This is a genomic window from Haloarcula sp. R1-2, from assembly GCF_011627385.1.
GTDB classification, from domain to species: Archaea; Halobacteriota; Halobacteria; order Halobacteriales; family Haloarculaceae; genus Haloarcula; species Haloarcula marismortui.
Map to the genome: position 1 here is coordinate 1,088,422 of NZ_JAANTG010000002.1, position 22,213 is coordinate 1,110,634.

At 62.0% G+C, this 22,213-nt stretch carries 23 protein-coding genes and 1 tRNA gene; 12 read left to right on the top strand and 12 right to left on the bottom strand.

What is annotated here, in order from left to right:
* Positions 1–35: 35 nt before the first annotated feature.
* From G9C82_RS13615 to G9C82_RS13625, 3 genes are all read left to right on the top strand, one after another.
* On the top strand, positions 36–314 hold the full coding sequence (locus G9C82_RS13615; RefSeq protein WP_127014385.1) for a 4a-hydroxytetrahydrobiopterin dehydratase: 279 nt from the start codon (positions 36–38) through the stop codon (positions 312–314).
* Positions 315–324: 10 nt separating this feature from the next.
* Complete coding sequence (lwrS, locus tag G9C82_RS13620; protein ID WP_127014386.1) at positions 325–744, top strand: LWR-salt protein; 420 nt, start codon at positions 325–327, stop codon at positions 742–744.
* Between the two features lie 107 nt (positions 745–851).
* Entirely contained in the window at positions 852–1,499 is a 648-nt protein-coding gene (locus tag G9C82_RS13625) for an HAD family hydrolase (protein WP_004957679.1), read from the top strand.
* Here the strand turns inward: G9C82_RS13625 and G9C82_RS13630 are convergent.
* Positions 1,487–2,416, bottom strand: coding sequence for a molybdopterin-binding protein (locus tag G9C82_RS13630; protein WP_049938912.1), 930 nt, complete (start codon positions 2,414–2,416; stop codon positions 1,487–1,489). The genes G9C82_RS13625 and G9C82_RS13630 overlap by 13 nt on opposite strands.
* A gap of 200 nt (positions 2,417–2,616) precedes the next feature.
* On the opposite strand from G9C82_RS13630, the gene G9C82_RS13635 reads away from it, so the two are divergent.
* From G9C82_RS13635 to G9C82_RS13645, 3 genes are read left to right on the top strand one after another with little or no spacing between them, the layout of a single operon-like run.
* Positions 2,617–3,393 (top strand): GIDE domain-containing protein, encoded by a 777-nt coding sequence (locus tag G9C82_RS13635; protein WP_127014387.1) that lies wholly within the window; start codon positions 2,617–2,619, stop codon positions 3,391–3,393.
* A gap of 47 nt (positions 3,394–3,440) precedes the next feature.
* Positions 3,441–3,797, top strand: a complete 357-nt coding sequence (locus tag G9C82_RS13640; protein ID WP_004957670.1) for an Hsp20/alpha crystallin family protein — start codon at positions 3,441–3,443, stop codon at positions 3,795–3,797.
* 18 nt (positions 3,798–3,815) lie between these two features.
* Positions 3,816–5,534 carry an AarF/ABC1/UbiB kinase family protein gene (locus G9C82_RS13645; RefSeq protein WP_127014388.1) on the top strand — a complete coding sequence of 573 codons (1,719 nt, stop codon included), beginning with the start codon at positions 3,816–3,818 and terminating at the stop codon, positions 5,532–5,534.
* 21 nt (positions 5,535–5,555) lie between these two features.
* Here the strand turns inward: G9C82_RS13645 and G9C82_RS13650 are convergent, their stop codons facing one another.
* On the bottom strand, positions 5,556–6,083 hold the full coding sequence (locus tag G9C82_RS13650) for a GNAT family N-acetyltransferase (RefSeq protein ID WP_007187704.1): 528 nt from the start codon (positions 6,081–6,083) through the stop codon (positions 5,556–5,558).
* A 220-nt stretch (positions 6,084–6,303) separates the two neighbouring features.
* Here G9C82_RS13650 and G9C82_RS13655 point away from each other — a divergent pair, with 220 nt between their 5' ends.
* Complete coding sequence (locus tag G9C82_RS13655) at positions 6,304–7,722, top strand: sulfatase-like hydrolase/transferase (RefSeq protein WP_007187703.1); 1,419 nt, start codon at positions 6,304–6,306, stop codon at positions 7,720–7,722.
* A gap of 6 nt (positions 7,723–7,728) precedes the next feature.
* Positions 7,729–8,139 carry a GtrA family protein gene (locus G9C82_RS13660; RefSeq protein WP_127014389.1) on the top strand — a complete coding sequence of 137 codons (411 nt, stop codon included), beginning with the start codon at positions 7,729–7,731 and terminating at the stop codon, positions 8,137–8,139.
* On the opposite strand, the gene G9C82_RS13665 is transcribed toward G9C82_RS13660, so the two are convergent.
* The gene (locus G9C82_RS13665) at positions 8,136–9,083 is read right to left on the bottom strand and encodes a MoxR family ATPase (RefSeq protein WP_004957659.1); all 948 of its coding nucleotides are present in this window, start codon (positions 9,081–9,083) and stop codon (positions 8,136–8,138) included. The genes G9C82_RS13660 and G9C82_RS13665 overlap by 4 nt on opposite strands.
* An 85-nt stretch (positions 9,084–9,168) precedes the next feature.
* On the opposite strand from G9C82_RS13665, the gene G9C82_RS13670 reads away from it, so the two are divergent.
* A tRNA-Ser gene (locus G9C82_RS13670) sits at positions 9,169–9,253 on the top strand.
* 70 nt (positions 9,254–9,323) lie between these two features.
* Here G9C82_RS13670 and G9C82_RS13675 read toward each other — a convergent pair.
* From G9C82_RS13675 to G9C82_RS13690, 4 genes are all read right to left on the bottom strand, one after another.
* The gene (locus G9C82_RS13675; protein WP_007187701.1) at positions 9,324–11,180 is read right to left on the bottom strand and encodes a DUF2070 family protein; all 1,857 of its coding nucleotides are present in this window, start codon (positions 11,178–11,180) and stop codon (positions 9,324–9,326) included.
* A gap of 55 nt (positions 11,181–11,235) precedes the next feature.
* The gene (locus G9C82_RS13680) at positions 11,236–11,805 is read right to left on the bottom strand and encodes a GMP synthase subunit A (protein ID WP_004957654.1); all 570 of its coding nucleotides are present in this window, start codon (positions 11,803–11,805) and stop codon (positions 11,236–11,238) included.
* Between the two features lie 69 nt (positions 11,806–11,874).
* On the bottom strand, positions 11,875–12,972 hold the full coding sequence (locus G9C82_RS13685; RefSeq protein WP_127014390.1) for an ATP-binding protein: 1,098 nt from the start codon (positions 12,970–12,972) through the stop codon (positions 11,875–11,877).
* Positions 12,973–13,039: 67 nt separating this feature from the next.
* Complete coding sequence (locus G9C82_RS13690; protein WP_127014391.1) at positions 13,040–13,585, bottom strand: hypothetical protein; 546 nt, start codon at positions 13,583–13,585, stop codon at positions 13,040–13,042.
* A gap of 82 nt (positions 13,586–13,667) precedes the next feature.
* Here G9C82_RS13690 and G9C82_RS13695 point away from each other — a divergent pair, with 82 nt between their 5' ends.
* The gene (locus tag G9C82_RS13695) at positions 13,668–14,015 is read left to right on the top strand and encodes a DUF192 domain-containing protein (protein ID WP_007187698.1); all 348 of its coding nucleotides are present in this window, start codon (positions 13,668–13,670) and stop codon (positions 14,013–14,015) included.
* Positions 14,016–14,208: 193 nt separating this feature from the next.
* Positions 14,209–15,717, top strand: coding sequence for a (R)-citramalate synthase (locus G9C82_RS13700; protein ID WP_127014448.1), 1,509 nt, complete (start codon positions 14,209–14,211; stop codon positions 15,715–15,717).
* Between the two features lie 72 nt (positions 15,718–15,789).
* Here the strand turns inward: G9C82_RS13700 and G9C82_RS13705 are convergent, their stop codons facing one another.
* From G9C82_RS13705 to G9C82_RS13725, 5 genes are all read right to left on the bottom strand, one after another.
* Positions 15,790–16,758: a terpene synthase family protein gene (locus G9C82_RS13705; protein WP_127014392.1), complete on the bottom strand. Its 969-nt coding sequence runs from the start codon at positions 16,756–16,758 to the stop codon at positions 15,790–15,792.
* A gap of 427 nt (positions 16,759–17,185) precedes the next feature.
* Entirely contained in the window at positions 17,186–17,485 is a 300-nt protein-coding gene (locus G9C82_RS13710; RefSeq protein ID WP_004957637.1) for a HalOD1 output domain-containing protein, read from the bottom strand.
* Between the two features lie 99 nt (positions 17,486–17,584).
* Entirely contained in the window at positions 17,585–20,038 is a 2,454-nt protein-coding gene (locus G9C82_RS13715; RefSeq protein ID WP_127014393.1) for a PAS domain S-box protein, read from the bottom strand.
* Between the two features lie 90 nt (positions 20,039–20,128).
* The gene (locus G9C82_RS13720) at positions 20,129–20,803 is read right to left on the bottom strand and encodes an HAD family hydrolase (protein WP_127014394.1); all 675 of its coding nucleotides are present in this window, start codon (positions 20,801–20,803) and stop codon (positions 20,129–20,131) included.
* Between the two features lie 43 nt (positions 20,804–20,846).
* Complete coding sequence (locus tag G9C82_RS13725; RefSeq protein WP_007187694.1) at positions 20,847–21,308, bottom strand: bifunctional nuclease family protein; 462 nt, start codon at positions 21,306–21,308, stop codon at positions 20,847–20,849.
* Positions 21,309–21,625: 317 nt separating this feature from the next.
* Between G9C82_RS13725 and G9C82_RS13730 the strand changes: the two genes are divergently transcribed.
* Entirely contained in the window at positions 21,626–22,189 is a 564-nt protein-coding gene (locus G9C82_RS13730; RefSeq protein ID WP_127014395.1) for a hypothetical protein, read from the top strand.
* Positions 22,190–22,213: the final 24 nt, after the last annotated feature.

Here is a 22,213-nt window from a genome sequence, read left to right on the forward strand (position 1 = left end):
CCACCTTTTTGCCTACGCCGTCCGACGTATCCGATATGGCAGACCTGCTCTCTGATGCAGAGATTAGCGACCGGCTACCCGAGAAATGGACCCGCGAAGACGACGAAATCGTTCGTGTCTTTGAGTTCGACGGCTATCTGGACGCGTCGGGATTTTTGAGCGCCGCGGCCGGCCTCGCCGAGGACGCGTGGCATCACCCGGAGATGACCATCCGCTGGGGTGAGGTCGAAGTCCGACTCACGACCCACGACGCCGGCGGCATCACGGAAAACGACATTGACCTTGCCGAGCGGCTGAACGGCATCCACGACTGACGGTGTGACAGTGGATACGACAGGCGGACTCACGTCGCTCCAGCCGACTGATCCAGACGGCGCGACCGCCCGGTACGTGTTCCGTGTGGAAATCGGGCTGGAACCGGCCGCTGATGGGCTATGGACCGACCCCGACCGGTTCGAGACGACGCTGTATCGGGCAGCTGACGACCCGGGGGAACGCGGTTGGCTGTTCTTCCGGGACACGCTCTGGCGGGGCAAACTCGCTGACGAACCGCATTTCCGTCGGCTCGTCGAAGACGAACTCGGCTGTCCAGTTGTTTCGGCGTCGTTCAGTGAACTCAGGACCGACGAGGCGTATTTCGACGCGCTGAAGAGCGAAATCGCGGACGACCTGTCCCTGTTCAATGCCGGGTCGGTCAGCGAAGTCGTCACCAAGTACCTCGGTAGCTCGATTCGGGTGGGGTGAAACGAGACGCGACTGTGTAGTCAGTGGCTACAGAGAGGTTATACACAGCAAAACCGGTCGTAGGGCCCGAAAGACTTTATTAGAGAATCGCTAAGTAATCTATCCTCATGACCACCGACTACGACTTCTGGCTGTTTGATCTCGACGGGACGCTCGTCGATATCGAGCCAGCGTACCCCCGGAAAGTGATGGGTGCCGTCGGCGACCGCCTCGGCGTCGAGTTCACGGACCGGGAGCGGGATGCACTCTGGTACGGCTTCGGTGGGACACGGTCACGGACGCTTGCGGAGCGCAACGTCGACCAGCAGGAGTTCTGGCGGCTGTTCCACGAGGAGGAAGACCCTATTGCGCGGGCCGAGGCGACGTATCTCTACGACGATGCCGAGCAGTTCCTCGCGACCCTCGATACACCGGTCGGACTGGTCACGCACTGCCAGCAGTACCTCACCGAACCAGTGCTTGACCATCTGGATATCACCGACTGGTTCGAAACGGTCGTCTGCTGTGACGATGACATCGGCTGGAAGCCCGACCCGAAGCCGGTGGAACTGGCGATGCGGGAGATGGATGTCTGGTACAACGGCCACCACGGTGTGCTGGCTGGAGACAATCCGTCAGACATCGGTGCGGCGTGGAACGCGGGCCTCGACGGCGTTCACGTTGGTCGTCGGTCCCCCACGGAGACGGGCCGGTGCGTGCGCGGCGATAGACGGGTCGCCTCGCTGCTGGACCTGTCGTCGTCTCAGGGGAGATAGTCCCAGTTTTCAACAGTGACGGTCGTTCCGGTATCGATACCAGCCTCGGCGGCGGGCACGGACACCCAGCCATCGGCCCGGGTCGCCGTCGCGAGGTCAACGCCGGGCAACGGCGTCGCTGTGCCGTCGCCCACAGCGACCGGAGTAAACGTCCTGACACCGTTTTGACTGTCGACGTGCGCTGTCAGCGTCGCTCGTGTCTCTGGATGGGCGGGCAGTGGGGCGTGGGCGAACGTCTTCAGGAGTGGACGAACGAGCTGGACAGCGCCGACGCGGGCCGCGCCTGGCGACTCCGGCAGGAGCACTACCGGTCGGTTCTCGACGACGGCTATCCCGGTCCGATGGCCGGGGTCGATCGCGAGACGGTCCGCGAGCACCTCGCCAAGTTCGGCGACGATTTCTCGGAGCGCGTCACCCGGTTCCGTCCCGGTAATGACGATCAGTTCCCGGGTGAGGTCACGCTGGACCGCCATCCGGAGTGCCGGCGCGTCGTCGGCGACTGGGTCCCGGTACGTTACCTTGCCGCCCCAGCGGTCGACGTACTGTGCCAGCGTGAACCCCGCCGTCTCGACCTGCTGGCTCTCGCCCGCGTCCCGCTGGGCCAGTTCATCGCCAGTCGGTAGAATACCTACCTGCGGTCGCTGGCGGACGAGGAGTTCGGAAACTCCAGCGGCTCTCAGCAGTCCCACGTCGCCGGGTCGTATCTGATGGCCTTGCTCGAAAACGGCGTCCCCGACGCTGATTTCGGCTCCCTCGATAGGGTCATTCGCCGTCGCAGGTGTCGCCAGAACACGTCCGACGGCGACGGAGAGCGGAATCCTGTCTGTTCGGTCGATGGGCGCAGCGACGCTGCCGATTCGTCGGCGTGCGGTTTCCAGCGGGAGCGACTCAGCGTCCGACGGCGAGGGGCCAGCCATACCCGTACTAGCGGCCGCTGTAGCAAAAGTACCCTGCGTGGCGGCAGTGTCTCCGCGTATCGCTGTCTTCAGCCATCCGGTGACGTTGCTTTCAGCCATCTGCCGCGTGCGGGGACGTTGCTCTGATCCACCCGCCGCGTCCCGGCTGTGGAACGGCGTAACTGGGAATATTTTTTCTCGGTCGGGTCCGGCATCGACGTATGGTCCTCCCGCAACTGGTCGGCATCGTGTTCCTGACTATCGGCGGTTTCGTCCTCCTCCGCGGCGGCCGGGAACTCAAAACGGTGTTCCACATCCTCCGGAACGATCCGGTTCCGGTGCGCTCACTCGACGGGCACACTGGTCCTGTCGAAATCACTGGCACAGCTGTCGCCAACGAGGGTGCCGGGACCGTCACGGCCCCCTTTACCGGTAGCGAGTGTCTGGTATACACCTACGAAGTCGAGGAGTACCGCTCGTCAGGCAAACACTCAAACTGGGAGACGCTAGACGAGGGGCAGGACGGCGTCGACTTCATCGTGGACGACGGTAACGCGCGCGTTCGCGTAAACCCAGACGGAGCGGACGTACGGTTCGAATCCCAGTCGGTGACAGTCTCTCCCGGAACTGAACTCCCTGAGCGCTTGGCTGCGTACGTCGAGCGAACGGAGGGCGTCGAGGCACAGGATGGGTCCGTGAACCTGCTCGTGACAGAAATCAGCCTGGGGAACAAACAGCGCTTTACCGAGCGTCGGCTGGACGTTGGCGAGGATGTGTACGTCTACGGCCAGGCGATGCGCGGCCCCGCAACGGCGTGGGGCAGCAATCTGGTCGATGCTATTGTCGGGGACAGCAACGCGACGCCGGTGTTCGTCATTTCCGACACCAGCGAGCGTGGCACCGCCCGACGGATTGTTCGGGGCGCTATCGCTGAAACTGTGTTCGGTCTCGTCGCTGTTATCGTCGGCAGCGTCGCCCTCTTCTCCACACTCCTGTAGTAGCAGAGACCGTCGGGTTTACCACAGCGTACCACCTAGACGGGCGTATGTCTGCCCTGCGTGAAGCGCTTCGGGACCTTCCCGACGCCGTGTTCGCGGACGTGCTCGAATCCGAGGACGAATATCTGCTCGTGCTCGACCTGCCGGGCGTGACCGCGGAGACAATCGACGTGACCGTTGAAGGGGGCCGCCTTCGTATCGACGGGCAACGGACCAAGGACGTGCCCGGGGAGTTTACTTTCGTCCGCGAGGACCGTTCCGTGTTCCTTGACGCTGAGCTTCCGCTCCCGCCGGACACGACCGGGCAGGGCGGGGAGGGGACCGTGGAAAACGGCGTCCTCGAACTCCGACTGCCGAAGGCGACGGCCGCACCGAGCACCACAATCCCGATCGACGGGGACTGATTCAGAGGTGGCAAGCCGGTGAATCTTCGCGCGTACTGGCGGTTCCTCGTCGTTGCACGCCACTTCCTGCCCCTGTTGGTCGCGTACGCACGAGACCGAAAGCGGTTCTTCGTGATCGGCTCATCGCGCCGCGTCACGCCTGAACAGCGTCGCAAACGTGCACAGCAGCTGCTCGACTCGTTGCTAACGCTCGGCCCGACGTTCATCAAACTCGGACAGATCCTCTCGACGCGACCGGACGTCCTGCCGCCGGAGTACATCGAGGAGTTCTCCAAGCTCCAGGACCGCGTGCCACCGGCGGACTGGGACGAGGCACGGGTTGTCATCGAGGACGAACTGGGGTCTGTCGATGACCGCTTCGATGAATTCGAGAGAGAGGCGATAAGCGGCGCGTCGCTCGGTCAGGTGTATCTGGCGGAGGTCGACGGTGAAAAGGTCGCCGTCAAGATCCGACGTCCCGGCATCGAAGCGCTCGTCGAGGCCGACCTGCGGGTCGTCCGTTGGTCGCTCCCGCTGTTGATGTATTTCATCGACGACTCTCGGTCGTTCTCGCTGGAGACACTCGCCGACGAGTTCTCGAAGACCATCCGCGAGGAGATGGACTACCAGCGAGAGGGGCGGATGCTCACCGAAATTCGGGAGAACTTCAGGGACAACGACCGCATCTGCATTCCCGAAGTCAAGGAGTCTCACTCCACCCGGCGCGTCCTGACGATGGAGTACGTCCCCGGCACGAAGATCAACGACATCGACAGCCTCGACGCGGGCGGTATCAACCGGACGGAGCTGGCCGAGACGCTCCAGCGGGCGTACCTGCAGATGATTATCGACGATGGCGTGTTCCACGCCGACCCACATCCCGGGAACCTCGCCGTGCAAGACGACGGGACGCTCGTCTTCTACGACTTCGGGATGTCCGGTCGAGTCGACCCGTTCGTGCAGGACAAGATCATCGACTTCTACGCCGCCGTCGCCGATCAGGACATCGGCGCCATCCTCGATGCCCTCATCGAGATGGGGACGCTCTCGCCGGAGGCCGACCGGCAGGTGATGGGCGACGTGATGGAACTGGCCATCGCCGACGCCCGTGGCGAGGACATCGAGCAGTACCGCGTCCAGCAGATCATCCAGCAAGTCGAAGACACCATCTACGAGTTCCCGCTTCGCCTGCCGGCGAATCTGGCGCTCGTGTTGCGTGTCGCCACGGTCGTCGAAGGCGTCTGTGTCACCCTCGACGAGGACTTCGACTTCATCGGCGTCGCGACAGACTATCTCCGCGAGGAGGGGTATCTCGCCGAGGGCGTTCGGAACTTCGTCGAGGACCGAGCGACCGAAGTGTCCGACGCCGCTCGGTCGGCCGTCCGTATCCCGCCGAAACTGGAGTCCGCCCTCGACAGAGTCGAGCGGGAGGACTTCCGCGTACAGGCCGACATTGAGGACTCCGATGGCTTGCTCGCGACGATGACCAAGCGGCTCATCCTCGGGATGTTGCTCGCGAGCACGCTGTTTTCGACAGCGTTCCTGTACACGCAGGCGTCGCTGCCGGCCACTGGTGTCGGTATCACTGGAACTGTCGGCCTGTCACTGGCGCTGTGGTGGTCGTTCCGCTCGAAAAAGGCCGTCCGCGCCAAGCCGCAGTTCACGCGACAGAGTATGCGTGAGCAAGACAGGGAGAGCCCGGGCGGGCTCAACACCTCCTTCGGCGAGGACACCGACGACGCCTACAGCGGTGACTGAACGCCGCGTCCGATTGTTGGGTCAGAGCCGTTTCTCGAAGTGGACGAGTTCGTACTCGCCCTGTGTTGACTGGTCTACCTCCTGGTATCCTTCGTCGCGGTAGAACGCGACCGCGGCGGGCTGGCTCTGTGATGTCGTCGCAAGCAGGACCTCGTATCCCTGCTCGACCACTTGCTGTTCGAGTTTGTGGAGGAGGCTACGACCGTAGCCACGTCGTTGCCGGGACGGAGCCACCCGCATCCGGTGGAGTTCGGCCGCGCCGGGGACGGTTCGCTCGTCCGCGTGCCCGACTTCATTCGGGAGGAACCCGCCCATCGCGGCCAGGCCACCGTCGAACGTCTCCGGGAGTTCGTCGTCGACGGCGGGCACGACGCCGACGAGAAACGCGCCGCCGGTGTCGAAATACCGGGTCTCGATGTTTTTCAGGTCCGACGTTCCGGGGATGTCGCTGGGGTCGTTGCCGGTCGCTCGCATCGCCCACTCGTGGAGGCGCCAGACGGCGTCGGCATCCCGGCTGTCGTAGGCTCGAAACTGAATCCGGTCGGTCATCGAATATGTTCTGAAGCGCACATTATCGCAGAAGGGGTTTAATTCTACCTTATTAGCGTATGGTTCTATTATACCGCTCTGAATTTATCCGGAACGTTCAGTATTCAGTGTCTGGTATAGGGGGTATGAGAAAATACGGTGGCACGCATTGGGTGCAACCCCCGGTCTGTGGACGCGATACGTCGGTAACATTGCGAGTGAGGGGGAAGGTGGGTCGGTTATGACGGCTTCAGAACCCCAGAACGTGGTGCTAGTCACGGTTGACTCGCTGCGGGCCGACGCACTGGGTGGTACTGACAGCGTCTCCCCAGTCATGGATTCCCTCGCCGACTCGGGCGTCGTCTTCGAAAACGCCGTGGCACAGGGGAACTGGACGCCGTTTTCGTTCCCTAGCATTCACGGGTCGCGACCGGTGTTCACCGAAAGCGAAGACATCGGTCTGGCGTCAACACCGACGCTGGCCGAGCAGGTGTCCGATGCCGGTGTCGAGACGGCAGGGTTCAACGCCGCCAACGGCTTTCTCACCGACCACTGGGGGTACGACCGCGGATTCGACGAGTTCGAGCCGTTCGTCGACAGCGGCGGCTACAGCAAGTATCTGGCGGCCCATCCGACGATTCAGGCATGGGTCCAGCTGGGAACCTCGCCGTTCCGGCGCGCCGCAACCGTTCTCAGCGGCGGGTCCGACGAACGCCCCTTCGCCGACGTGTCCCGGATGGGTGACCTCGAAGACCACGCTACTGAGTTCTTGGAGACGACCGACGGACCGTTCTTCCTGTGGGTCCACTACATGGATACGCACACGCCGTACGTCCCGGCACCACGGCACATCCGTGAAGTGTCGGACAACCACTTCGGCGTCCTCCGGATGCTCACGTCCCACCTCCGAACCGGGCTGGGCTGGGAAGTCGACGACCGGACGCTGGAGACGCTCCGGACGCTGTACGAGGCGACGGTCCGGCAGGTTGACGCCAGCGTCGGTCGGCTCCTCGACACTCTCGAAACTGAAGGCCACCGCGACGACACTACCATCATCGTCGCCGGCGACCACGGCGAAGAGTTCCTTGAACACGGCCATCTCGCTCATTACCCCAAGCTCTACCGAGAACTCATCGACGTTCCATACATCGTCTCGACGCCGGACAGCGAGCACCAGTCGGTCGAGACGCCGGTCGGCCTCGACACAATTGCGCCGACAGTGTGCGACCTGCTGTCGCTCACGCCGGCGGCGGAGTGGGACGGGGCGTCTGTCGCTCCAGCGGTCCACGGCGAGGCCATCGAGGACCGCGGTCCCATCGTCTCCGCAGCGGTCCGGGGCGAGAGCGTGACCAGTCAGCCGATTCCGCGGAACCGTGCGGATGGGGAACTCCTCCTCAGCGCACGCGACGAGCGCTACACGTACATCGAATTCACAGAATCGGGCCACCAGGAACTGTACGACCGGACGAACGACCCCGAGGAACAGGTCGATCTGTGTTCGGGCTCGACGGATGCCGACCCGCCTGCAACCGTCCTCGACCGCCTGTCGGATGCCGTCGCCGACCACCTCGCCACACTCGACAGCGACGGGACGGAGGCTGGAAACACCGAGGCATCCGACGAGATAACAGCACGATTAAAGGCACTCGGTTATCAGTAAGGCTGTATGGCGTCCGCTGTCGTCACACCGGCCCGGCGACAGCAACTCGTCCGGTTTTTCGTCGTCGGTGTGTTTGCTGCATCGGTCCAGCAGGCGCTCCTATGGCTGTTTACTGATATCGGTGGCCTGAATTACATTTTCGCAGCCGCTATCGCCATCGAATGTACGATCCTGCTACAGTACGCTCTGAACAACGCCTGGACGTTCCACCGGTCGCAGCATTCGAGCCTGCGGGAGTACGTACTCGGGCTAGGGAAGACGAACCTCGTCCGCGGGACAGCTATCCCACTTCAGTTAGGCCTTCTCTACGCCTTTGTCACCTGGGGCGGCGTCGTGCCGTTGGTCGGGAATGCCGGGGCCATCGTTATCACAGGTGTGTATCGCTACGCGCTTGATGCCCACTGGACGTGGGGTTAGACGGTCGGGACGGGGACCTCGTCGAGCACGCTCTGGATGACGGTTCCCTTGTCGACTTGCTCGACGCGGGCATCGGGCGTTAACACGAGCCTATGGGCCAGCACCGGCTGTGCGACCCGCTTGATGTCGTCCGGTGCAACGTACTCCCGGCCGGCGATTGTTGCCATCGCCCGCGTTGCCTCGAACAATCGCTGGGTCCCGCGCGGTGAGACCCCCACATCTACGCGGTAGTCGTCTCTGGTCGCCCGGACGAGGTCAGCCATGTACTGCAGCAGGTCGTCGTCGACCGTAACTGTCTCCGGAACGCTCCGGAGTTCTTTGACTGACTCCGCGTCAAGCACCGGTTCCACGGTCGGACTCTGTGTCGTTCGACCGGCACGCCGCCGGAGGAGTTCGACCTCGCCCTCGCCGTCAGGATAGCCGAGTGATGTCTTGGCCAGAAACCGGTCGACCTGTGCTTCGGGGAGTTCGAAGGTCCCCTCCATATCGACGGGGTTCTGCGTGGCGATGACAAAGAACGGTTCCGGCAGCTCGTACGTGTCCCCGTCGACGGTGACCTGTCCTTCTTCCATCGCTTCGAGCAGCGCGGACTGGGTCTTTGGCGGTGCGCGGTTGATCTCGTCGGCCAACAGGACGTTGGCGAACACCGGTCCTTCGGTGAATTCGAAGCTCCGGGACTCCTCGTTGAAGATGTGTGTCCCCGTGATATCGGCCGGCAGGAGGTCCGGCGTGAACTGGATGCGGGAGAAGGACAGTCCCAGCGCGGTCGCGACGCTGCGGGCGGTCAGCGTCTTCCCTGTGCCGGGAACGTCCTCAAGCAGGACGTGGCCCTTCGCGACGACCCCCAGCAGCACCGTCTCGAAGAAGCCGCGGTCAGCGATGACGGCACTCCCGATCTCATCGAGGATCTGACTCGACACCTCGCTTGCCTCGGTAGCGTCCATAGCCTGTCATGTTACGGGTCCGATAAAGGGGTGTCGAGTCCGAAATCGAAACCCCTAAAGAGCAAACGGCGGTACTGATTGATGAGCCGAGGTAGCCTAGCCTGGCCAAGGCGGTTGCTTCGAGAGCAACTGTCCTCACGGACTCAGGAGTTCAAATCTCCTCCTCGGCGCTTTCTGACGGAACAGTTCGCTGAGCGACAGCGCTGTATCTCTGACGGAGCATATCCGGTCGACCGCCCGTCAGGTCAGCAGGAAAATCAGCACGCTGACCGTCATGACGATGAGAATAAACGCTGCGGCCAGCGCACCGCCCATCGACACCATCGCGTTGGCAGTCGAGGCCAGCGTCTCGGTCCGGTCGTTGCCGAACACCGTTACCGTCGCCTGTTCGCTCGCCATCCCGGCCTCGACGGGTTCAAGATCGGCGATGGCCCTGTCGACGAGGTCCCCAATGAGCGCAACGATCTCCTTCTCAGAGATAACCTGTCCGACCTGATTCTCGGCTTCGACTGTGTTGACGATATGGGTGTCGCTGGTCATCACCTCCATCGTATCCACGCCTTCAGCGGCGTCGATGATGCGCTGGCGGAGGCCCGGCTCCATGTTGTTGCCGTCGATGAGTACGTACGCCGTCCGCTGGTCGTTGACCTCGAAGACACAGACCCGGATTCCGAGCGGGCCGATACCCTCCTCGGGCTCCCAGGGGGTTTCATCCCAGGCGACGCCACAGCGGAGTTGGCCAGTTTCGGCGTCCGTGAGCAGGCTTCCAAGCTGTCCAGCGCCGTGAAGCATATCGAAGGACCGCTGACTGCCGGGAACGACGTGGCCGAGGTCGTCGCCTTCGAGCCCGTCGTTGCAGTTGTGTGCGTCGACTAGAAGCACGTCGTCGAGCCCGTCGGCCCGCGCTTCCGACATCGCAGAGAGTCCCACGGCGTACTCCACGTCGTCGGCACAGCCCGGCGCGTACGTGTTCACGACGAGCGCGTCGGAGCCAAACGCCTGTCCCGTCAGCGTGGCCTCTCCCTCGGTGACCCGGTGTCCTGCCGTCGCTTGGCTGTCGTATTCGATGTTCTGGTACGCAGTCTCGGCCGTCGACAGGATCTTGTCGACTTCCCGTTCGGTGACGAGGTTGAAGTCGTGGCCGGCGGTCGCGTGTGGCGGGAAAGCAAGGCCGTCAGCCGACTCGGCGACGCGTCTGGGGAGGTTGCCACCACCGATTTCACCCATCGGACCAGGGTGAATCATCGGCAGGACGAACCGGGCTTTCTCCTCGCCGTCCGGCCGGCGGACCGACAGCAAAGTGACTGGGACGACGGCTTCTTCGCCGATCTCCTCGAAGAACTCCTCCAGTTCGCGCGTGCCCTCGGCAATGTGGCCAATGAAGCCCCGGAGGAAATCGAGTGCGGAAACACCCAGTGAGGAGCGCCACGGTTGGTCGATAACGACGAGGAATAGCCAGACTGCCAGCGCATAGATGACACAGATAACCGCGAGAATGATGAAATCCTCCGGGATGAACCCCTGTACCTGCGGGGGGACCTCTTCCGGGCGGGAGAGGTACTCCCGGAGCATCGGGTCTTCGAGGATGAACGCGGTTGCGCCGCTGTATATCGCCAGCAACACGGCGGCAGTGACTGTCTGGACGCTCGCCGGAATCGTCGCTTTCAGCAGCGAGTGCCGCGAGACGGCCATCAGTATCAGCAGCCGGAAGGCGAATATCGACGCCAGCGCGACTAACAGCACGTCGAAGACGAAGTTCTGCCCGAGGCGGACGGTAAAGATGGCGATAACGCCGGCGACAGTCAGCATCGCGATAGTGATCAACTCACAGATGACCGCAAGCAGCGTGGCCCGGTTCGGGGTTAATTGTCCGCCCAGCTGCCGGTCGACCCACGGCGTCACGGCACTGGCGATTGAGGTCGGCAGGCCGATGAGAAACACGCCCTGCCAGGCGTCGTCGAGGATGAACCGCGAATCGAACGCAACGATACCAGTCATCGCCGCGATGACCAGTGCAAAGGCCAGGCTCGTATACCAGGTCGGAGCCCTGAAAATAAACCGCGAAAGACTAGCGAGATTTCCCTGAGTCGCCGTCATTTATCTATCACATCCTACGCGTGAATATAAAACCAGTTACATCACGCTTCAGCGACTACTGGCGAGCGACAGACTGCTGGTCACAGACCGACAGGAAGTTCTCGAACACTTCCTCGCCCTCTTCGGTGTGAGCGACCTCTGGATGCCACTGGACGCCGTATATCGCTTCGTCTGTGTTGCTCATCGCCTCGACGCCACAGACATCGGAGGTCGCGGTCCGCTCGAATCCGGGCGGGACTTCCTTCACTTCGTCAGCGTGGCTGGCCCACACACGCGTTTCGGGATACAGCGAGCCGAGCAGCGGGTCGTCATCATCGAGGATGTCCACCGTCACGTCCGCGTAGCCGCCGTACTCACCGCCGCCGACCCGACCGCCGAGTTCGTCAGCGATGAGTTGCATCCCCAGACAGATGCCGAGCACGGGCACGTCGAGATCGAGATACTCGGGGCAGTTTCCGATATCGTCCATGTCGGGGCCGCCGGAGAGAACAATGCCGTCGGCGTCGATCTCCTCTGGCGGAGTCGTGTTGTCCCTGAGCGAGACATCGACACCCATGTCACGGAGCGCGCGCTGCTCCAGATGTGTGAACTGTCCGTGATTGTCGATAACGTCGATTCGGGTCATTACTGACGCGAAGGCTGCGAAGGCGTATATATCTCCTGATGCGGTCGACGGTTCCCTTTGCGACTGGCTTCAGGGCCACTCTCGAAGTGTTTGGCGGATCTCGTCGAGAACTGTCGGGCCACACAGTTCCAGCGTCACGGTGTTGCCGTCGTCCGAGGTCGTGAGGTGCACTGCCCCGCCGTAACTCTCGACGATCCACGTCGTCAGCCACAGTCCGACTCCTTTTGAGTGGCACAGTTGCGTCTCCACGCCGCTATTGAGGACATCCCGTTCGTGCTGTGGAATCGACGGACAGTTATCCCCGATGTGGACGAATACGGTTCGACCGTGTTCTTCGACTGAGATATACAGTGTCGGGGTCTCTTCGCAGTGGACGACTGCGTTCTCCATAACGTTCCGGAGCACGGTGTCGAGCATCCAGTCGGCGTACACCCGCGACTGTTCAGGGAGGTCGAGTTCAACAGTTGCCTCCGGAGTCGACTGCGTGATCTTTTTTGCCTGTTCTCTGACGCATGGCACGAGGTCAATCGGCTCCTGCGCACGGCGGTCCGCATCGAACGCGAACTCTATCTGTCTCGCCTTCTCTGTGGTAGCGATGATGCCATCGATAGTTCCGTTCAACTGCTCGACATGTGCGCGTGACTCGGGCCTGCCGCGCTCTGCCGTCTCCCGCTGCAATTCACCGAGGTGTCCGAGTGCGACATTGAGGTCGTTCCGCAGGTCATGCCTGAGGACTCGAAACAACACTTCGTTGCTCTGGGCGAGGCGGCGTCGAGACCGCCGGAGTTCCAGCAGCCACCCGAACAAAATCCCGCCGAACCCGCCGACTGCGACCCCGCTTGCAAGTATCGACGGGATCATCGAGGACTGCGGTACCGGGGCGAGCAATACGACGATTTTGATAACGGTAAAGAGCGCGACACCCAGCCCGCACCACTCCGCGGCAGTCCATATCTGGTCGCCAGACAGTCCACTCACCGGTAGCCAGTAGTTCGCTGCTACCAGGGCTAGCGCCGGTGTCAGCCCCACGCCGAGGATGACCACGTCTACCGGGGACGGCCGGACGATAGACATGCCGTGGGCGAGTAATGCGCCGGAAATCACGACGCCCGTTGCGACGACATATCCCGTCCCCAGCGACTGTTTCGTGAGCGCTGGAGAGGTCACTTTAGTAACTGGTTACTACGTGACTACTTATCTGTGCGGCAGTAATTATCAAATAAGATATTTAGAATTACTCCGAGTCGTCATAGCGGTCGGCCGCCGATTCGAAGCCCAGTTCGGACTGCTCCTTAGAACGGCGCTGTTCACGCTGTGCGATGGCTTCGGGGTCCGGGTTCGCGTCATCGTTGATTCGCGCCCACGACTGATGAATCTTCGCGTGACACCACCGGCAGAGAAATACCGTTATTTCGTGAGATAGCTTGTCGCCGCCGTCGCGGTACGAGAGATGGTGTTCCTCCAGCAGCGGTCGGTCCGCAGAGTGGGCCATCCGTCGCTCTTCAAGTCCACAACGAACACACTCCCGGTCGTGGTTTCGGGAGCGGAAATGCGGGCAGTCGGCCCAGTCCCATTCCGGCTCCGTGTCCGCGTCATCTGGCGCAATTGCTGCCGGACAGCGAAAGTCATCAGCACTCCGGGCATTGGCGAATTCGGGGTCGTGACGGCCGTGTTCGCGCGCCCAGCGACACTTCCCCTCGCTGGTGACGAAGTCACACCGCTTTACGTGGTCGTACGGGTCGTCAACGCCGACGGATGTCCCCCCGGGAGCCTTTTCCATGCGAGGTAATGAGTGTCCGTGCCCCCTCAAATCCACCGTTCCGACAGAAGACTTTTTGCCTGCCTACGACTTCGGCGGTGGTATGCGGCTCGTTCACGACCCCGACGGCGCGGCACACCCCCTCGCAACGGAGGTGGAGTACGCCGAGTCGATACTCGAACAGGGACGGGGGCTGATGTTCCGGTCATCAATTCCCGACGACTACGCGCTCGTCTTTCCCTTCGACCACGCGAGCCGACAGTTCATCCACATGCTGTTCGTCCGGTTTCCGCTTGATGTGCTCTGGCTCGTTGACGAGGAGGTCCAGGCTGTCGACACCCTGCAACCCTGGCGCTCAATTGGCTACGCGACCGCAGACACTGTCATCGAACTACCCGGTGGCGCGGCGTCGGACGTTTCCGAAGGTGACACGGTCCGTCTGGAATCCTGAACGCGGCAGGCGTGTGGCGTGGTAGTCAGTTCCGTCACCTTTTAGACCGTGAAGATTAGAGTAGACACCACTATGTCGGAACACCCGACGGAGGATAGAGGAAGTCGCCGCGAGGCGGCTGGCCGCGAAATTCGTGGCGCGTGATGGAGCATCTTCTGTGAGTCAGAACACATTGTTCGAGGGGCACCCAGCGATGCGTGCGCTCTCAGATGTCGGTGAGGTACAGTTTCTCGACACGACGCTGCGTGATGGCGAGCAAGCCCCCGGCGTGTCGCTGACGCCGGACGACAAGGCTGATATCGCCCGCTCGCTCGATGCGGCGCGTATCGACGTCATCGAAGCCGGGAGCGCCTGTACCGGCCCCGGCGAGCGCGAGACGATTTCCCGCGTTGCGGGGCTTGACCTCGACAGCACTGTCACCAGCTTCTGTCGTGGTATCCAGAACGATATCGACCTCGCGCTTGACTGTGGTGTCGACGGCATCAACCTCGTCGTCCCGGCCAGTGACAAGCACGTAGAGCAGAAGGTCGGGACCTCCAAGAGCGAAAACGTCGACAACACCGTCGAACTGGTGGAGTACGCCGTCGACCACGGGCTCTGGGTCGAGGTCATCGGCGAGGACGGCTCGCGGGCCGATCTGGACTACCTCGAAGAATTACTCGGAGCCGCCGTCGAGGCCGGCGCAGACCGCATCTGCTGGGCCGACACCGTTGGCCACGCGACGCCGGACCGCGCACTCGAATGCGTCTCCCGGCTCTCGGACCTGGGTCCGGTGAGCACACACACCCACGATGATCTGGGGCTCGCAGTGACGAACGCTCTGGTCTCCATCGCAGCGGGTGCGGACCTCGTCCACGGGACGATAAACGGCATTGGCGAGCGCGCCGGCAATGTCGCCCTTGAAGAGGTCGCCATTGCGCTCGACCATGGCTACGGCGTCGAATCGATGGCCCTCACCGAGGTGTACGACCTCGCTCAGCTCATCGCCAACCGGACCGGCATTCCGCTGGCTCCCAACAAGGCGGTTGTCGGGGAGAACGCCTTCACGCACGAGTCCGGCATCCACACCGACGGGACGCTCAAAGACGACTCGATGTATGAGCCGTACCCGCCGGAGAAGGTGGGCCGCGAACGCCGACTCGCGCTCGGTAAACACGCGGGCCGAGCCGGTGTCGAGGCGGCACTCGACGAGCATGATGTCGAGGTCACCGATGACCAGCTCTCGGAGATCGTCAGTCGCGTCAAGGAGATCGGCGACCGCGGCAAGCGCGTCACCGACGCCGACCTGCTGACCATCGCCGACGAGGTGACCGGCGACGCGCGCGACCGCCGGGTCGAACTACTCGGCCTGACCGCCGTTTCCGGCTCCGACACGCCGACAGCGAGCGTCCGACTCTCGGTCGACGGCGAGGAACGCAAGGAGGCAGCGGTCGGCTCCGGACCGGTCGATGCAGCGATGAACGCTGCCGAGGTAGCACTGTCCCACACCGCCGATGCGACACTCGAAGACTACCACGTGGACGCCATCACCGGCGGGACGGACGCGCTCGTTACGGTCGAAATCGAGATGTCACGCGGCGATGACCACGTCGTTGTCTCCGCCAGCGACTCAGACATCACGCGGGCGTCTGTGCGCGCAATGGTCGATGCGATGGACCGCCTTGTCGCCGACGACGAGGAACCGCTCGTCGCCGACGACTGACGGTACGACAGTTCTGTTTTAAATACGTAGAATCAGTTCGCACCTGTCCGCGGACCACGGAACGTCGTTTTGTTACTTGTGTCCGCGGCTGGCTTCGTGGTACTGGAACACTGTTTCCATGCCCTGCACCAGCGCGTCAAGGTCGACACTATCCGTATCGAACTCGCGGTCACGCACGGACTGATAGATGTCGGCCCACCGGTCCCGGAACCGTGCCTCGAACTGCTCGGTTTTGATTTTGTCGATGAGTTCGGCTTTCCGGTCAGGGTTTTCGAGTTCTTCGGGTGTAACGAACCCTTCTTGAAGGGCCAACACGACGATTCCCGCAGTGTAGTCTCCTTCCTTGACCTCTCGCTCCCAGGTCGTGAGCCAGTTGCCGATTCGGGCCATCTCCTGCAGGTCCCAGATGAGGTCCCGGACCGTGCCGTAGTCCGCGAGTTCGAATTCCGGCGAGTACATCAGGTCAACGGCCGCGTAGGGGAACATTACCATGTTATGTGCCCCATAGGTTTCGGCCCCGCTGAGGTTCGCAATCCGTGGGTTCTCGTTGACGACGGCGCTGTAATCCATCGCGTTTAGCGTCTGTCGCATATCGTAGGTGAACACGTCGTAGAACTCCTCAACACGCGGTGCGTCAGTCAGGCCCCCCTCAAACTCCCGCCATACACGCTCGATAAAGGAGAAATATTCCTCGCTTACCGCTGCACGACTCGGGTCCACGGCTGACGGGTCCTGAATGAGGCGTCGGGCCTCTTCGAAGGTGTCTCGGTCCCCGTCGTTCTCGACGATGTCGTCCAGAATCGTGACGTACATCGTGAGTATCGTCTTCTGTGTCCGGACGTGGTCGGCGTGATCCGGGTGGACAGAGGAGAGCGTAAACTCAGGGAACAGCGAGTAGATCCACTGCCAGAGGAACCGATCACGCTCGCCACAGACCCGTTCGTACTCGTCTGCCAGTTCTGCAACCTGGTCCGGGAGACTGGTTGTCCGAACCTCTTCAAGAAGGTCCTGTGCATCAACCGCCGGTGACTCAACACTCATTGTGACTGCCTCCCGATAGTTGCACCCTGAATATCGACACAGGCGGTAGAATAATGTTCAATTAACTGGTGTTTGGGTGCTTCTACTTCTTCAGATTGAACGGTCACTGCCTTGGCGCTCTTGCCCGACTGCGAGTCGGTTCCGATCAGTTGGTGTCCACGGTCCATACATTTGAGAGGCAAAGTTGCGCTTATAGTGGTACTGACGTGTATGCTGCTAGTAGTATATTATTAACAAAGTAGTTGGTCAGCTTTACTCCGAGTTACGTACCAGTTTTTCAATTGCTACCACAAAAGAAATATCTACTTACTGAAATATAGCAGCGATCTGTGGGTGATATGTAAAAATAAGGTGATAATAATATGTTTGCTGGCGGCAATATCCCTCTAAATAAGATCACACAGCGCCAGCAGAACAGTCGCGCGAGTTATGCCTCGAGTTCAGTTGCCACCGAGCCGCCGCGGGACGGTGTCACCAGCACCGAACGGTTCCCTTCGACTTCGATACGACAGCCAGCCATACTGAACACGACCAGCCCGTCAGGACTCGGGGTGCCGTCCGTCTCGGGACGGAACAGTCGGTCCAGCGCATCAGGGTCGATACAGTCACTGATTCGGTCATCGAGGTCGACAGGGTCGATACCCAGGGTGTCGGCTACGGCGTGGACGATGGTTTCGCTCAGCGGTTCATTGGGTGTCGGTCTGTAGACCAGTTTTGCCTGGGACATGATTCGTCGCTGTTTGTCTCTTGATCAGTGGTTCAAAAGGTGATTGTGGCTATACAGATACCGCCCGCCGGACTGGTCACTAGTAGTATAGCGCCGCTATCAGCTATCGCCGAACACGAGTTCGAGCAACTTTCGCTCGCTGACGCGGAGGTGCCGATTGACCGTCGGCTGTGACACGTCTAAACTGGCCGCGATTTCCTGCCCAGTCGTCTCCCGGGGCCAGTCGAAAAAGCCACTCAGATACGCCGTCTGAAGGACTTCGAACTGTCTGTCGGTGAGTTGCTCCTCCAGTGCCGACCGGACCGTCTCGTCTCGTTGACCGTCGGACTGTGCGCCGTCACGGCGCGCGATCAGTGTGACGTTCGCGTAGCGCTCGCCGAGCTGCTCGACGAACTGCCGGACATCGGTTTCGCCCGAGACGACAACTGTCACAGTGAGTCCATCCGTTGACGTTCGGATCGATTTCAACCGCCCGCCCTGCTCCAGTACCGTCTCTGCAACGGTCTGACCAGTCACGACGACCTCGTAAAACCCGTCCAACTGGTCGGTCGAGATCGACCGCGCAGTGTCGACACGAGCCATCGAGACTATCTGCTCCTCAACGACAGCGGGGTCACAGTCCGAGATAGCGAGGAAGAGACGGGTCGCACCGTCGCTGCGCTGTACGGCCCCTTCACAGATGACCGGGGCGCCGACCTGGTCTGAGAGGTGGGTCAAGAAGGACTGTGGGGCCGACAGCGATAGTTCGAGCTCGACGGTCCCGTCGCCGGCCCGCCGCTGTCGGGACTCCACCTCCTGTATCGCATTCGCGATGGTCTCGCCGAGTTCGGCAAACACCTCCTGAAGCATCTCGTCGAACCCGTCTTCCTGCTGGGCGTACACAGTCAAGACACCGTAGACGAAATCGTCGTATTCGAGCGGAATGCTGAGTGCTGACTGGAATTCTCGGGAAAGTGCCTCCGTCCGCCAGTGGTCACCTCGAAGGTTATCCGCCACTGATGGGACGATAGTCATCGCTTCGGACTGTGCAGTCTGGATGGCCGGCGGCCCGCCCTCGCGTTCCAGCGACAGCGAAATGGCGTCCAGATAACTGGCGGTGTCACCCGCCCACGCTCTGGGGACGAGTTCCGTCGCGTCCTGTCGGCCGATCCAGGCGAAGGAGAACCACTGTGAGTCGGCCAACTGGTCACACACAGCCTGCTCAATCTCCTCGGTAGTCTCCGCTTCGACGAGCACCTGGTCGATCCGGCGGATGATTGCGTTGACCTGCTTGAGCCGTCGCAGTTCACGGTTCTGTTCGCGGCGCTCGGCCTCGCGTTCGCGGAGCGTCGTCTCGCGGTCGACACGAGCGAGCGCGGCTTCGGCGCTGGCGGCGAGCAGGTCCACCATCTCCCGGGTCCTGGCGTCTATGTGTTGCTCGCCCAGTTCGGTGCAGAACACGCCGTGGTCTTCGAGCGGGAGGCAGAGCCGCGTTGCGTCTGCCGTGACCGGCCCCGCACCGAGGTCGATGCTCTCGCCGGGGGGAACTTCGACAGCGCTGTCCTGCACGAACACATCCCACGCTGTACTCTCGCCCGGGCCGATCGACGCGCTTCGGTCCGCGTCGACGTCGCCGACGCTGCGAAGGGTGTTGTCGCTTCGGTCGAACAGGTAGATCGCCACGTCGGGGAGCTCCAGTACGTCGACGGCCGTGTCGAGTATCTGCTCGGCCACGGCCGTCTTGGTTTCCGTGTGTAGCAGTTTTCTGGTTGACTCGTGCAGCGCCGCGAGCGTCTCCTCGAACCGCTTCCGGTCAGAGATATCTCGAACGACGCCGACCTGCCGGTAGCTCCCGTCCTTGCGGTCGTACGTCGTGAATTTGGTTTCGATCGGCAGCGTGTCCCCGTCAGCGGTTCTGAGGTCCGTCGTCAGCGTGCCCACATCGCGCTCGCCCTCGATGAACTGCCGCGACATCTCTGCGGCCTCCTCGATGACGGATTCATCTGCCAGCAGCGTCGCGTTCGACCCGACCAGCGTGTCCTTATCATAGCCGGTCATCGACTCGACGGCACTGTTGACCGTCTGCATCGTGAACGCCTCGTCAAGTGTGTAGATGCCGTCCTCGATGGTCTCGACGATCCGTTCGTACTGTTCGAGCATCTCCGTCCGCTCGTGGCGCTCGGTGATATCGTGGACGATTCCCAGATACAATTCCTCGCCGTCCCACTGCTGGGGCTCGAAGGCGATTTCGACCCACCGCTCCGTGCCACCAGCAGAGCACGACGACGTTAGCGGTGTTCCCGGTGACTGACTACAGTGGGCTCTAAGGTCAACGTCATCCAGACCTGGGAAGAACGTACCTATCTGGCTTCCAAACACGTCCGATGGGTCCGAGTCGAGGAGGTCACAGAGGTGGTCGTTCCCGGTCCGTATCTCCCCGTCAGCGGCAGAAACGACCACTGGCTCGGGCATTCGCGCGGCGAGCGTCTCCAACAGCACAGGAGGGGACTGCTGTGCCGGTGTGTCGCGTGCCGCTTGTTCGTTCTCATCCGTTCCACCGACCGGCTTCTCCATACCGTTTCACGGCACTTGCCATGGGAAAGGTTGCTTTCAGTATACGTACCAGAACACGAAGAGTGCGTGTCCGTTAGGTCCGGATACGTCTCAGTCGCTCCCGCTGCGTCGACTGGCGAGGTGAACCACGTCTTCGAGGCCAGACACATCGTGGTCCGGTGTCACGTCGAGTTGCGTGTCGACCCGATGTGGGCGACGAATAAACGCCGAGTCGATCCCGGACCGATGTGCTGCCTCGATGTCGGATTCGTTGTCGCCGACGAACAGGGCATTACTGACGTTGAGGTCGTCCATCGCCCGCTCGATGTAGTACGGCCGCGGTTTCTTCCGGCGGAGGCTCTCGACTGTCGGCTCGCGTGCCCAGACGGTGTCGAAGTAGTGGCCGATATCGAAGTGCTCAAAGGCGAACGCGACGGTGTCGCGCTGATTCGAGGAAACCACACCCAGCGGGCAGTCTAGCCGGTCGAGCACAGATACATCGGCGTATGGCTGTTTCTCTCCGGCCCGGATAAGCGCCCGCTGGACCGCGGTCAGGGCCTCGTCACGAGCCCGGAAGAACCGCTCGGGGTCGATATCGTACTGCGTACAGATGTCGGTGAGCTCGGGCACTGTCACACCGATGCTCATCGCCTCGACGTGGGCTGTCGACGGCGAGACCACGCCCAGTTCCTCGAATGCCTGGCGCGCGCCGACGTAGTGTGCATCCATGTCCGTCAGCGTCAGCAACACGCCGTCGTTGTCGAAGATAACCGATTCGTACCCCATCACGTACTTTCAGGGCGGACAGACGCAGAAAGGTTTCGCGTCCTCACAGCCCGAGATCCTCACTGCCACTCCCGCTCTGGTCGAACTGCTCCGGCGATCGTCCGGCCTCGTCGATAACATCGTCTGTCACGACGACCGGACAGTCTACCCGGAGGGCAATCGCGATGGCATCCGAGGGGCGAGCGTCAAACACCATGTCCTTGCGCCGGTCGTCGGTGTACTGTTCCGCGTCGATCTTCCCGTAGAAGGTCCCGTCGGCGAGGTCGTCGATACGGACCCGGTCGATAGCTCCCCCGAACTCCGTCACCATCTCGACCAACAGGTCGTGAGTGAGCGGGCGCTCGAAGGGTTCGCCGTCGATAGCCAGTTGCATCGACTGGGCCTGGTCCGTGCTGACAAAGATTGGGACGATCTCCTCACGTGCACGGAGTAGAACGACCGGCGTGCCGCTCCCTTCCTCGCTGACACCGACGCCGACCCCTTCGACCGTGGCATCGTGTTCCATGAACCAGTGTTGGGCTCGCTGGTATGAAAAGCTACCCCGGCGGCGGTTTCAGGGGCCTGTCCCGTGCGCTATCATCTGACCGACTCCAACTATGTCTTCGTCGGCCGGGCCGGCCCCGCGACGCGCACGCCAACCATCTCACCCAGCGGTCCGATCTCGGCGCGATGACGTGGTGAGTGGGCTTTGAAGCGGGATTAAATCGAATTAAAACAGACGACAGAACGCTCAAATCGGGCAAATCCGACTTAATTCGCCTTTTCGGCTTGCCCCCTTCATATGCCATCCGACCAGAGAGCCAAGCGGAGGCAACGACCACAATGAAACTCACTACGATTGCCGGCGGCCTGCTTGCCGTGCTCGTCATCACGGGCTCGGCGGCGGCACTTCCCGGCGCAGCAGGCGCACAGGCTGATGACCACGCGGACAACGCACAGGCAGACAACGCTGCTGAGCAAGCAGCGAACGACACTGAACAGGCAGCGAACAAAACAGCGAGCGCTGACGAGAACACGTCGGACGGCGCCGCCTCGGCGTCTGACCGTCGCGGCCCACCTGCTGACGCCGGCCAGGCAGGCGACCAGCGTGGCCCGCCGTCGGACCTCCCCGAACAGGTCCCTGATTTCGTCAGCGAGATTCACACGCTCATCGGACAGAAGCAGGCCGGCGAACTCACGGGTGATCTGGGCGCACAGATCAGCGACCTGACCCCCGGTGACGAGAGCGACGCGGCCGAGAACGAAACCGAATCGCCGTCTGAGAGCGGTGGCGCGGACGACGCTGCTGCGGAGTCGACTGAGGACGCGGCTGGAGACGATGAGCAGTCCACTGACGAGACGGATTCGGATGAAGAACAGGCCACTGACGACGACAGCGACGCGTAATCCCCCTGACCTGACGGCTCTTCA